This window comes from Kitasatospora sp. NPDC001527 (assembly GCF_040298605.1).
Lineage (GTDB): Bacteria > Actinomycetota > Actinomycetes > Streptomycetales > Streptomycetaceae > Kitasatospora.
The window spans coordinates 82,007-94,779 of sequence record NZ_JBEPAM010000005.1 but is presented as its reverse complement, the minus strand read 5'-3'; the positions used below and the strand labels follow the sequence as shown (position 1 = coordinate 94,779).

Below are 12,773 nucleotides of genomic sequence, written 5' to 3'. Positions count from 1 at the left end.
GGCGGAGTGTCGGCCGATCGCCGTTCACCGCCCGGGGCTACCATCGGTCGGGTTGTCCGCTCCGACCCCGGAGTGGGGTCACCCGGACAGGCGAGTGCTCCCACCGCCCCCAAGGGTCGGACATCGATCGGGACGGGGCGAGGACAAGGAGCGCACGGCAGCCATGACAGCCGAACCCAGCCGGGACCCGGGCCCGACCCCCGCCACCGGGCAGGCCGCGGAGGCCGAGCAGGCCGCCCACGCCGAGAAGGCCGAGCAGGCCGAGAAGCAGGCCCGCTACCCGGGCCGCCCCGCCGCCGCCCCGCGCACCCTGGTCGACCTCCTCGACGAGACCGCCCGCCGGTACCCCGCCGAGCCCGCCCTCGACGACGGCCGCACCGTGCTCACCTACCGGGCGCTGGCCGCCGAGGTCGAGCAGCTGCGCCGCCGCCTCGCCGCCGCCGGCATCGGCCGCGGCGACCGGGTCGGCGTGCGCGTCCCCTCCGGCACCAACGACCTCTACGTCAGCGTCCTCGCCGTGCTCGCCGCCGGCGCCGCCTACGTCCCGGTGGACGCCGAGGACCCGGACGAGCGCGCCCAGCTGGTCTTCGAGGAGGCCGCCGTCGCCGCCGTCCTCGGCGCCGAGCGCGCGCTCACCCCGGTCGGCGCGCCCCGCGAGCCGCTGGCCGACCAGACCCCCGCCGCCCAGCGCCCCACCCCGGCGGACGACGCCTGGATCATCTTCACCTCCGGCTCGACCGGCCGCCCCAAGGGCGTCGCCGTCACCCACCGCAACGCCGCCGCCTTCGTCGACGCCGAGGCCGCGCTCTTCCTCCAGGACGAGCCGATCGGCCCCGGCGACCGGGTGATGGCCGGCCTGTCGGTGGCCTTCGACGCCTCCTGCGAGGAGATGTGGCTGGCCTGGCGGCACGGCGCCTGCCTGGTGCCGGTCCCCCGCTCCCAGGTGCGCTCCGGCGCCGACCTCGGCCCCTGGCTGGCCGAGCAGGAGATCACCGTGGTCTCCACCGTGCCGACGCTGGCCGCGCTCTGGCCGGCCGAGGCGCTGAACGAGGTCCGGCTGCTGATCTTCGGCGGCGAGGCCTGCCCGCCCGAGCTGGTGCAGCGCGTGGTCACCGAGGGCCGCGAGGTGTGGAACACCTACGGACCCACCGAGGCCACCGTGGTCGCCTGCGCGGCGCTGCTGACCGGCGACGGCCCGGTGCGGATCGGCCTGCCGCTGGACGGCTGGGACCTCGTGGTCGTCGACGAGGCCGGCGAGCCGGTCGCCCCCGGCGGCACCGGCCAGCTGGTGATCGGCGGCGTCGGCCTGGCCCGCTACCTGGACCCGGAGAAGGACGCCGAGAAGTACGCGCCGCTGCCCTCGATGGGCTGGGAGCGCGCCTACCGCAGCGGCGACCTCGTCCAGGCCGACCCGGCGGGCCTGCTCTTCCTGGGCCGCGCCGACGAGCAGATCAAGCTCGGCGGCCGGCGGATCGAGCTCGGCGAGGTCGACGCGGCGCTGCAGGCGCTGCCCGGCGTCGCCGGCGCGGCCGCGGCCGTGCGCACCGCACGCGGCGGCAACCAGCTGCTGGTCGGCTACCTGGTGACCAGCGAGGGCTGGGACCGCGAGCAGGCGGTGGCCCGGCTGCGCGCCGAGCTGCCGGCCGCCCTCGTGCCGCTGCTCGCGCCGGTCGACACACTGCCCACCCGCACCTCCGGCAAGGTGGACCGCAACGCGCTGCCCTGGCCGCTGGAGGGCCTGGAGTCGGCCGGGCCGACCGAGCAGCTCTACGGCACCGAGGCCTGGCTGGCCGAGCAGTGGACCGAGATCCTCGGTGTGCCGGTGAGCGGCCCCCGGGAGGACTTCTTCGCGATCGGCGGCGGCAGCCTGGCCGCCGCCCGGCTGACCACCCTGCTGCGCACCCGCTACCCGAACGCGGCGGTGGTGGACGTCTACCAGCAGCCGACGCTGCGCAAGCTCGCCCGCCACCTGGAGCGCACGGCGGTGGACACCGGCGAGGCCCGGACGATCGAGCCGGTGCCGACCCGCGCCAAGCTGCTGCAGCTGCTCCTGCTGATCCCGCTGTTCACCGTGGTCGGCCTGCGCTGGACGGTGGCCCTGCTGGCGCTCGGCAACCTGCTCTCCCACCTGGACGGCTACGCCTGGGCACCGACCGCCTCCTGGTGGGCGCTCGGCGCCGGCGCGGCGGTGCTGTTCACCCCGGCGGGCCGACTGGCGCTGGCGGCCGGCGGCGCCCGGCTGCTGCTGCGCGGCCTGCGGCCGGGCAGCTACCCGCGCGGCGGCGGCGTGCACCTGCGGCTGTGGGCCGCCGAGCGGCTGGCCGAGGTGAGCGGCGCGACCTCGCTCTCCGGGGCCTGGCTGGTCCGCTACGCGCGGGCGCTGGGCGCCAAGGTCGGCGAGGAGGTGGACCTGCACTCGCTGCCGCCGGTGACCGGCCTGCTCAAGCTGGGCCGGGGCTGCGCGGTGGAGGCCGAGGTGGACCTCAGCGGCTACTGGCTGGACGGCGACCGGCTGGAGGTGGGGCAGCTCAAGGTCGGTTCGGGCGCCGTGGTCGGCACCCGCTCGATCCTGCTGCCGGGCGCCCGGGTCGGCAAGCGGGCCCAGGTGGTGGCCGGCTCCAGCGTCACCGGCCACGTGCCGACCGGCCAGCGCTGGGGCGGCGCGCCCGCCGTCAAGCTGGGCCGCGCCGAGCGGACCTGGCCCAAGGAGCGCCCGGCCCGCCGGGCCCGCTGGTCCGCGCTGTACGGGCTGAGCGGCACGGCGCTGACCCTGCTGCCGGTGCTGCCGGCGGTGGCCGGCCTGGCGGTGCTCGCCCCGTTCGTCGACCCGGCGGACGGTCTGGGCGGCGCGCTCGGCGGCGCCCTGCTCGGCCTGCTGCCGGCCACCCTGGCGTTCGGCGTGGTCTACGCGGGGCAGCTGGTCGCGGCGGTGCGGCTGCTGTCGATCGGTCTGGAGCCCGGGGTGCATCCCCTGCACGGCCGGGTCGGCTGGCAGGCCTGGACGGTGATGCAGCTGATGGACCAGGCCCGGGAGATCCTCTTCCCGCTGTACGCGGGTCTGGTGACCCCGCTGTGGCTGCGGGCGCTGGGCATGCGGGTCGGACGGCACGCGGAGGTGTCGACGGTGCTGGCACTGCCGAGCCTGACCACGGTCGGCGACGGCGCGTTCCTGGCCGACGACACCCTGATGGCGCCGTACGAGCTGGGCGGCGGCTGGGTGCGCCTGGGTGAGGCGAAGGTCGGCGAGCGGGCGTTCCTCGGCAACTCGGGGATGACCGCGCCGGGCCGTGCGGTGCCCAAGCGCGGCCTGGTGGGCGTGCTGTCGGCGACGCCGGAGAAGGCGAAGAAGGGCGGCTCGTACCTGGGCATGCCGCCGGTGCGGCTGCCGCGCTCGGCCGACCGGGCGGACCAGAGCCTGACCTACGAGCCGCCGGCCCGGCTGCTGTGGGCGCGCGGCCTGGTCGAGGTGGCCCGGCTGCTGCCGGTGCTGGCCTCGGGGGCGCTGGGCGCGCTGACGCTGGCGGCGCTGTCCTGGCTGTCGTCCGCGTGGTCGCCGCTCGCGGCGGCGGCGCTGTCCGGCGCGGTGCTGCTGGCGGCCGGCACGGTGGCGTGCGCGGTGGCGGTGGCCGCGAAGTGGTTGCTGGTCGGCCGGTTCCGGGCGGTGGAGCACCCGCTGTGGAGCGGCTTCGTGTGGCGCAACGAGCTCGCCGACACCTTCGTGGAGGTGCTGGCGGTGCCGTGGCTGGTGGGCGCGGTGCCGGGTACGCCGGTGCTGAACCTGTGGCTGCGGGCGCTCGGCGCGCGGGTCGGCCGCGGCGTGTGGTGCGAGAGCTACTGGCTGCCGGAGGCGGACCTGGTGACGCTCGGGGACGGGGTGACGGTCAACCGCGGCTGCGTGGTGCAGACCCACCTCTTCCACGACCGGATCATGCGGATGGATACTGTCGTCCTCCGCGAGGGCGCCACCCTGGGGCCCGGCGGCATCGTGCTGCCCGGCAGCACGGTGGGTGCGCGCAGCACGCTGGGCCCGGCCTCGCTGGTGATGCGCGCCGAGTCCGTGCCCGCCGACAGCCGGTGGCTCGGCAACCCGATCGAGGTGTGGCAGCCCACCTCCTGACCGCCGTCCCCGGGGGGCCGGCCGGGGTCCGCCCCGTCCGGCCCTCCGGGCGTCCCCCGTCCCCGTCCCCCTGCCCAGTCCCGTGTTTCCAGGAGCGTACGACCCGGTGAACCCCCGCCCGGCGCAGTCCCCGCAGCCCCCGCAGCCCGTCGCCCCGCCGGACCCCTACTTCCCGAACAGCGGTGATCCGCGCTACCGGGTCCACCGGTACGAGCTGGCGCTGGACTACCGGCCCGGCCCGAACCGGCTGGGCGGCACCGCGCGGCTGAGCGCCGTCGCCGTGACCGCGCTGACGGAGTTCGCGCTGGACCTCGCCGAGTTCCGGATCGGCCGGGTCCTGGTGGACGGCAAGCCGGCCCGCTACACCCACCGGGCGGGCAAGCTGCGGATCCGCCCGCCGAAGGCGCTCGCGGCGGGCGCGGCGTTCACCGTCGACGTGCACTACACCGGCAACCCCCGGCCGGTGCGCAGCCCGTGGGGCGGCCTGGGCTGGGAGGAGCTGACCGACGGCGCGCTGGTGGCCAGCCAGCCCATCGGGGCGCCGTCCTGGTTCCCGTGCAACGACCGGCCGGCGGACAAGGCGACGTACCAGATAGCGGTCACCACGCCCTCCCCGTACACGGTGGTGGTGGGCGGGCGGCTGCTGACCCGCACCACCGGTTCGTCCAGCACCACCTGGGTGTACGAGCAGTCCGCGCCGACCTCCACGTACCTGGTGACGGTCTCGATCGGCCAGTACCGGCCGGTGGTGCTGGCCGAGCACCCGCAGGTGCCGCAGACCGGGTTCGTGCCGGAGCGGCTGACGGGCGCGTTCGCCGCGGACTTCGGGCGGCAGCCGAAGATGACGGCCTACTTCGGGGAGGTGTTCGGCCCGTACCCGTTCGGCGAGTACACGGTGGTGGTCGCCGACGAGGAGCTGGACGTCCCGGTGGAGGCGCAGGGGGTGGCGACCTTCGGCACCAACCACCTGGGCGGCGGCTGGGAGCGGGAGCGGCTGATCGCCCACGAGCTGGCGCACCAGTGGTTCGGCAACAGCGTGTCGGTCGGCGACTGGAGCCAGATCTGGCTGAACGAGGGGCTGGCGAAGTACGCGGAGTGGCTCTGGTCGGAGCGCTCCGGCGGGCCGGCGGCGGGCGCCCGGGCCGCGTACGCGCACCGGCTGCTGGCCGGGCTGCCGCAGGACCTGCGGCTGGCCGACCCGGGTCGCAAGCTGATGTTCGACGACCGGCTGTACCAGCGCGGGGGCCTGGTGGTGCACGCCCTGCGGCTGGCGCTCGGGGACACCGCCTTCTTCCGGATGCTGCGGGACTGGGCGGCGTTCCACCGGCACGGGGTGGTGACCACCGCGGACTTCCGCGCCCACGCCGCCGGGTACGCGCGGGCGCCGCTGGACGAGCTGTTCGAGGCCTGGCTGTGGCGGCCGGAGCTGCCGCCGCTGCCGGCCGGCTGACCCGCCGTCCCCCGGACGGAGCGCCGTCCCCCGGCTCAGGCGAGCTCGGGGACGGCGCGGTGCAGGCCCTTGCGGTCGTAGTAGCGGGTCATCGCGAAGCCGAAGATCAGGGCCGCGACGGTGCCGATGCCGATCCAGAGCCAGGCCCGGGCGAGGCCGGCGTCGGCCCGCGCGTCGAAGAAGAGGATGGCGCGCACGCCGTCGGTGAGCTGGCGCATCGGCTCGAACAGCGCGAGGAACCGGTAGAACGACGGCAGGGCGTCCAGCGGCACGGTCGCGCCGGAGGACGGCAGGCCGAGCACGATGAACACGAACATGCTGACCAGCAGGCCGAGACCGCCGAAGGCCGCGTTGATCGCCTGGACGCCGAGGCCGACCGCGCTGCTGGCGCAGACCGAGAAGACCCACAGCAGCGGCAGGTGGGCGGCGTCCATGTCGAGGATCACCGCTCCGGCGAGCATGATCAGCGAGGAGGTGAGCAGCGACAGGCCCACCGACATCACGCACTTGACGGCGAGGGTGCTGGTGCGGTCGATCGGCACCGCCGGGTGGCGGGCCCGCCAGGGGCCGATCTCGTTGTCGGCGTAGCCGAGCGCGACGTCGACGCCGTTGCCGATGATGTTGGCGCCGAAGAAGCCGGCCAGGACGAGCAGCAGGGTGTAGTAGAAGGCGGAGAGCCCGAGGCCGCTGCGGTCGCCGATCGGATGGCCGACGGTGGTGCTGACGGCGACCGGGTCGGCGATCAGCAGCCGGGCCGCGTCGTCGAGGCCCTGGGACTGCGGGAGGGCGGAGAGCCGGGCGCCGAGGGTCAGCGAGGCCTGGTGGACGGCCTGCTGGCCGATCTGGGCGGCGAGCGAGGAGCCGAGGCTGCCGACGCCCGGGTTGGTGTACTGGAGCACGGTGGGGCGTGCGGGCTTGACGCTCGCGCCGCCGAGGGCGGCGACGGTGGCGGTGAAGTCCGGCGGTACCTGGAGCGCGCCGGCGAGCTTGCCGGAGGAGAGCTGTGCCTGCGCCTGCGCCTCGTCGAGCAGCCGCCAGGAGACGGCGTCCCCCTGGCCGGGCGCGGTGGCGATGCCGGTGACGAGCTGCTCGCCGAGGTTCTGCCGCTGCCCGCCGACGTCGGCGCCGCGGTCGGTGTTCACCAGCGCGATCGGCAGGTGGTGCAGGTCGCCGCGGGGGTCGAGGATGCCGCCGAGGTAGAGCAGCGACATCAGCAGGCTGAGCAGGCCGACCAGCAGCGCCGGGACCGCCCAGACCCGGGGGTTGCGCAGCACCCGGCCGGCCCGGACGGCGGCGGGCGGCTCCGGCCGGCGCGGCTCGGGAAGGGTCGGCTCGCGGTGGGAGGGCATGACGCTCCGTAGGGTGGTCGGTGATCGCACGACCCTAGGAGCGCGGCGGATGGCCGGGGCGGCGCCACGCCGCCGGGGTCACCCGCCCGTACGGCACCCGTGGTGCGGCCCGGCCCCTCCGCCGAGGGGCCGGGCCGCGGTGGTGCGGGGTGCGTCAGCCGGTGAAGCCGGCCGTGATGGAGGTGAACTGCCAGTCGTTCTGGGCGATGCCGGAGCAGGTCTCCTGCTGGCCGCCGCCCGGGCAGCCCCGGTCGCGGTTGACCGACCAGAAGGCCATCCGGGCCAGGTGGTGGCTGTTGGCCCAGTCGCGGATCGCCGTCCAGTTCTGGACGGAGGTGACCTCGCCGGTGTCGCTGAGGCCGTTCATGCCGGAGATGCCCATGTGCGCGTAGGCGGTGGCGTCGTCCCAGCCGAACACGGACTTCAGCTTGTTCTTCAGGCCCTCGGAGGCGCTGACGGTGGCGGCGTACATGTCGGTGGACGCGTTGCCGAAGTCGAACGGCATGATGGTGAAGACGTCGATGTCCGCGCCGAGCGCCTTGGCCTGCTCGATCAGCCGGTTGCCGTAGTAGGTCGGGCCGGTGGTGGCGGTGCCGAAGGTCACGATGGTGCGCAGGCCCGGGTTGTTCTGCTTGACGATCTTGAGCGCGCCGAGGATGCGGTCCTGGACGGCGGTGTTCTCGAACTCGTCGGTGTTCTCGATGTCGACGTCGATCGCCTTGAGGCCGTACGCGTCGATCACCTTCTGGTAGGCGGCGGCGAGGTCGGCGGTGGTGGCGCAGTTGGGGCCGAGCTTGTTGCCGCTCCAGCCGCCGATCGACGGGACGACGTCGCCGCCGGCCGCGCGCACCGCGTTGATGGTGGCCTGGTCGACGCCGTTCAGCAGCGGGCGCTGGCTGTCCCAGGTGGGGTTGCAGCCGTTCTGGGCCAGGACGAACGCCAGGGTGAACCACTTGATGCCGGTGGCGTTCATGACGGTGGTGGCGGCCGGCGGGTTGCCCCAGCCGTTGTAGAGGTAGGGGGCGCCCTGCTTGAAGCCGCTCGGGGCGGGGCCGCCGGCGTCGGTGGTCACGGTCACCGCGGCGGAGGCGGCCGAGGTGTTCCCGGCCGCGTCGCGGGCCTTGACGGTGAAGCTGTAGGCGGTGGACGCGCTCAGGCCGGGGACGGTGGCGGTGGTGCCGGTGGCGGTCGCGACCTTGGCGCTGCCCTGGTAGACGTCGTAGCCGGTGACGCCGACGTTGTCGGTGGCGGCGTCCCAGGCGAGGGTGACGCTGTTCGCGGACTTGCCGGTGGCGCGCGGGTTGCCGGGCACGGTGGGGGCCTGGGTGTCGGCCGGGGTGCCGCCCCCGCCGGGGCCGTCGAACACGATGTCGTCGGCGTAGTAGGTGCCCTGGCCGTACCAGCCGTTGACGTAGACCTCGGCGGTGGTCTGGGTGGCGCCGGTGGTGAACGAGACGCTCAGCCTGCTGTAGTCGGCGGCGGAGGTCCAGGCGGAGCCGCCGCCGGTGACGCCGAGGTACACGTAGCTGCCGCGGACCCAGCCGGAGAGCGTGTAGGTGGTGTTGGGCTTGACCGCGACGCTCTGCACGCACTTGGCGGTGTCGCTCGCACTGACGGCGCCGGCGAGCGCCTTGCCGCCGCCGTGCGCGGGGGTGCTGACGACCGAGCCGAGGCCGCCGGAGCAGCTCCAGCCGGACAGGGTGCCGGTCTCGAAGCCTCCGTTGGTGAGCTGGTCGGCCGCGTGGGCGGCGGTGGGCGCGGTGAACGCCGCGGCGGCCGCGAGCAGCGCGGCGGCGCCGGCGGCGGGCAGTCGGGTGCGCTTGTGCACCGTTGACCTCCGGTGGGGGATGTGGGGGGGTGGAGGTGCGGGGAGGGCCCCAAAATGGACTGGACCAATTGGTCATGTCAAGTGATGTCCGCCGGACGGACGCTGAGGGTGTGTCGGGCGCGCGGGGCCGGAGGCGACGAACGGGCCGAAATTGGGTGGAAAGGCCTGACGGGGACGAACTAGGTTGGTGGCCGCCGTGCCCCGGCACCGCGCACCGACCGTCTCCGCACCACCCCAGAGGACCAGATGACCGACCTGTCCGACGAACTGCTCCCCGCCACCCGCCGCGCGCTGCTGCACCGCCTGGCCGTCGCCCAGGCCGAGGGCCGCACCCCCTCGATGGTCGCCGCCGTGGTCCGCGACGGGCGGCTGGTGTGGAGCGGCGCCCGCAGCATGGTCGCCGACCACGCCCCCACCACGGACGTGCAGTACCGGATCGGCTCGATCACCAAGACCTTCGTCGCCGTGCTCGTGCTGCGGCTGCGCGACGAGGGCCTGCTCGACCTCGGCGATCCCGTCGAGCGCCACCTGCCCGGCACCGCCGCCGACGGTGCCACCGTCGCCCAGTTGCTCTCGCACTCCGCGGGCCTCACCTCGGAGCCCCCGGGCCCGTGGTGGGAGCGCTCCGACGGCGCGCTGCGCCCCGCCCTCGCCGACCTCCTGGAGGACGAGCGCCCCCGCCGCCACCCCGCCGGGCGGCTGCACCACTACTCCAACCCCACCTACGCGCTGCTCGGCGCGCTGGTCGAGCGGCTGCGCGGCGAGCCCTGGGGCGAGGTGCTGCGCCGCGAGGTCCTCGAACCGCTCGGGATGACCCGCACCACCCTGCTCCCCGAGCAGCCGCACGCCGGCGGCTTCGCCGTCCACCCCTGGGCCGACGTGATGCTGCCCGAGCCGCTCACCGACACCGGCCTGATGGCCCCGGCCGGCCAGCTCTGGTCCACCGTCGCCGACCTCGCCCGGTGGGCCGCCTTCCTGGCCGGCGGCGACGGGAAGGTGCTGTCCGCCGACACCCTGGCCGAGATGCGCCGCCCGGCCGTCGCCCCGGACGACGACGAGTGGACCGAGACGTACGGCCTCGGCCTCCAGCTGATCCGGCACGACGGCCGCACCCTGTTCGGGCACACGGGCTCGATGCCCGGCTTCACCGCCGGGCTGTGGGTCGGCGAGGCCGACGGCCTGGCCGCGGTCGCCTTCTCCAACGCCACCCACGGCCCGCGCACCGGACAGCTCACCGCCGAGCTGATCGCGATCACCGCGCGGCACGAGCCCCGGATCCCCGAGCCGTGGCGCCCGCTGCCCGAGGTCGACCAGCAGCTCCTCGCCCTCACCGGCCCCTGGTACTGGGGCGCCGCCCCGCACACCCTGCGGCTGGCGGCCGGGCGGTCGCTGGAGCTCTCGATGCTCGGCCACGGCGGCCGCGCCTCCCGGTTCCGGGCCGAGGCCGACGGCACCTGGACCGGCCTGGACGACTACTACGCGGGCGAGACGCTGCGCGTGGTGCGGGCCGCCGACGGCACGGTCAGCCACCTGGACATCGGCTCGTTCGTGTTCACCCGCGAGCCCTACGGCCCGGCCGAGGTCGTCCCGGGCGGCGTCGACCCGCAGGGGTGGCGGGCGTACTGAGCGCCCCTCGGGCCCGCCGCCGCCCGGGCCCGTCACTCAGGCCCGCCGCCGCTCCGGTGCCGGGACGGCGGCGGGCCGCGCCGGGTAGGCGCCGCTGCGCAGCGCGTGCACGGCGCGCACCACGTACCCGGCGAGCAGCAGCCCGCCCGCCATCGCGCCCGAGGCGTAGGTGTCCGCCGCCTGCGCCTCGGCCCAGCCGGCCGCCGCGCCGAGCAGCAGGTACGGCGCCATCGCGACCGGCAGCGCCACGGCCAGCGCCACCAGCGCCGCCCTCGGGCGCCGGTCGTCCTCCCAGCAGCGCTCGCCGACCAGCTGCAGGGCGAGCGCCATCGCCACCACCAGGCACCACCACGGCGAGGGCGCCAGCCCGACCGCTCTGGCCAGCAGGTACACGACGGCCAGCCCCGCCGTCGCCGTCGCCTGACACGCCATGACCCCTGCCATGTCCCTGGCGAAGGTCCGCCAGAGTCCCGCCCCCGGAATCCACCCCATGCAGCGGAGGATAGGGCGGCGCCCCGGTGCCCAACAGGTGTCCCGCACACGTCGGGTGGCCGCATTCAGCAGGTGCACATCTGCGCTCCGCCGAACGGCAACGTGGACGCCAGCCGGCTTGGAGAGACATACGGGTGCCGGTTCACAGCCCCGTCGATCGTACGGGCCTGGCGGGGCCGGTGCCACGGAAACCCCGTGGCCGCCGTCGTCCGTGCTGCCCTGGAGGGTCCGCCATGACCACCGTCCCCTCGTACACTCCGTCCGCGGTCACCCCCGGCCGGGCCGCCACCGCGGTGCCCGCGGCACGCCAGGACGGCGCGTCCGGCTCCGCCTCGGCCGTCTACACCGTCGCGCTCGCCCGCGACGAGGACGACGTCCGCGCCGCCCAGCGGCTGCGCCACCAGGTCTTCGCCGACGAGCTCGGCGCCACCCTGCACAGCACCGTCCCCGGGCTGGACGCCGACCCGTTCGACGAGTTCTGCGACCACCTGCTCGTCCGCGAGGGCGAGGACGGCGCGGTGGTCGGCACCTACCGCCTGCTGCGCCCGGAGGCCGCCCGCCGGGCCGGCCGGCTCTACTCCGACGGCGAGTTCGACCTGGCCCGCCTCGCCCCGCTGCGCGACGGGCTGGTCGAGCTCGGCCGCTCCTGCATCGCCGCCGAGCACCGCGGCAACGGCGCCGTCATCAACCTGATGTGGGGCGGCATCGCCCGCTACCTCGCCGACACCGGCAACACCTGGGTGGGCGGCTGCTGCTCGATCTCGCTGGAGGACGGCGGCGCCGTCGCCGCCCGGGTCTGGGACACCGTCGCCGCCAAGCACCTCGCTCCCGAGCAGTACCGGGTCACCCCGCACCGCCCGTGGGACGCCACCGGCGTGGCCCGCGCCGGGAAGGCGCCGCTGCCGGCCCTGCTCCGCGGCTACCTGCGCCTCGGCGCCTGGGTCTGCGGCGCGCCCGCGTACGACCCGGACTTCGAGTGCGCCGACCTGTACGTGCTGCTGTCGCTGGAGCGCACCGACCCGCGCTACCTGCGGCACTTCCTCTCCGGCGTGGGCGGCGTCGGCACGGCGGCGGCACCGGCCGAGGAACAGGCCTCATGAGCGTCTGGCTGCCGACGGCCTCCTGCACACCGGAGGCCTGCCTGACCGATCCGGCGCCCACCGTCGCCCTCCCCCGCCGGGTGCTGCGGCTGGCCGCCTGCCTGGCCGTGCTCGCGGCGGGGATCGCGCTCACCCTGCCGGCGCGGGCACTGCCGCGAGGGGCGCGCGACCGGCTCGCCCGGTTCTGGGCGCGCGGCCTGCTCGGCTCGCTGGGCGTCACGGTCCGGATCGGGCCGGGTCCGGACTCCGGGGGCGGGGTGCTGCTGGTGGCCAACCACGTCTCCTGGCTGGACATCCCGCTGATCGCCGCCGCCCGCCCGGGCCGCTCGCTGGCCAAGACCGAGGTCCGCCGCTGGCCGGTGCTCGGCCGGCTGGTCGCCTGGGGCGGCACCGTCTTCGTCGACCGCGACCGGCTGCGCACCCTGCCGAGGACCGTCGCCGAGGTGGCCTCGGGGCTGCGGGCCGGCCGACCGATGATCGTCTTCCCCGAGGGCTCCACCTGGTGCGGACGGGAGAGCGGCCGGTTCCGGCCGGCCTTCTTCGAGGCCGCCGTCCGCTCCGGAGCCCCCGTCCAGCCGGTCGCGATCCGCTACCGGCTGGACGACGGCCGGCCCACCAGCGCCCCCGCCTTCGTCGGCGAGGACGGCCTGCTCACCTCGCTGGCCCGGGTCGTCGCCGTCCGGGGCCTGGTCGCCGAGCTGGCCTTCCGCCCGGCGATCCCGCCCCCGCCGGCCGACCCGGCCCATCCCTGGGAGGCCCGCAGGGCCCTGGCCCGCACGGCGCAGGCGGTGGTGGAGGGCATCCGCTGAGG

The 12,773-nt window shown here is 75.8% G+C and carries 8 protein-coding genes; 5 read left to right on the top strand and 3 right to left on the bottom strand.

From position 1 onward, the window contains the following. The first annotated feature begins 163 nt into the window (after window positions 1–163). Together ABT238_RS07055 and ABT238_RS07050 are read left to right on the top strand one after the other, a co-directional pair. Window positions 164–4,117, top strand: a complete 3,954-nt coding sequence (locus ABT238_RS07055; RefSeq protein WP_350755906.1) for a Pls/PosA family non-ribosomal peptide synthetase — start codon at window positions 164–166, stop codon at window positions 4,115–4,117. 106 nt (window positions 4,118–4,223) lie between these two features. Continuing rightward, window positions 4,224–5,567, top strand: coding sequence for a M1 family metallopeptidase (locus ABT238_RS07050; RefSeq protein ID WP_350755904.1), 1,344 nt, complete (start codon window positions 4,224–4,226; stop codon window positions 5,565–5,567). Window positions 5,568–5,602: 35 nt separating this feature from the next. Here the strand turns inward: ABT238_RS07050 and ABT238_RS07045 are convergent, their stop codons facing one another. Further along, window positions 5,603–6,916: a YhgE/Pip domain-containing protein gene (locus tag ABT238_RS07045; protein WP_350559415.1), complete on the bottom strand. Its 1,314-nt coding sequence runs from the start codon at window positions 6,914–6,916 to the stop codon at window positions 5,603–5,605. Between the two features lie 154 nt (window positions 6,917–7,070). Further along, window positions 7,071–8,744, bottom strand: coding sequence for a carbohydrate binding domain-containing protein (locus ABT238_RS07040; protein ID WP_502884108.1), 1,674 nt, complete (start codon window positions 8,742–8,744; stop codon window positions 7,071–7,073). Between the two features lie 246 nt (window positions 8,745–8,990). On the opposite strand from ABT238_RS07040, the gene ABT238_RS07035 reads away from it, so the two are divergent. Beyond that, window positions 8,991–10,370: a serine hydrolase domain-containing protein gene (locus ABT238_RS07035; protein ID WP_350559412.1), complete on the top strand. Its 1,380-nt coding sequence runs from the start codon at window positions 8,991–8,993 to the stop codon at window positions 10,368–10,370. Window positions 10,371–10,406: 36 nt separating this feature from the next. Here ABT238_RS07035 and ABT238_RS07030 read toward each other — a convergent pair whose 3' ends face one another. Then, window positions 10,407–10,862: a hypothetical protein gene (locus ABT238_RS07030; RefSeq protein ID WP_350755902.1), complete on the bottom strand. Its 456-nt coding sequence runs from the start codon at window positions 10,860–10,862 to the stop codon at window positions 10,407–10,409. Between the two features lie 233 nt (window positions 10,863–11,095). Here ABT238_RS07030 and ABT238_RS07025 point away from each other — a divergent pair, with 233 nt between their 5' ends. Both ABT238_RS07025 and ABT238_RS07020 read left to right on the top strand, forming a co-directional pair. After that, a complete protein-coding gene (locus ABT238_RS07025) occupies window positions 11,096–11,962 on the top strand; it encodes a GNAT family N-acetyltransferase (protein WP_350755900.1) in 867 nt (288 codons plus the stop codon). After that, entirely contained in the window at window positions 11,959–12,771 is an 813-nt protein-coding gene (locus ABT238_RS07020) for a lysophospholipid acyltransferase family protein (protein ID WP_350755898.1), read from the top strand. Before ABT238_RS07025 ends, ABT238_RS07020 begins: the two co-directional genes overlap by 4 nt. The last annotated feature ends 2 nt before the right edge of the window (window positions 12,772–12,773 follow it).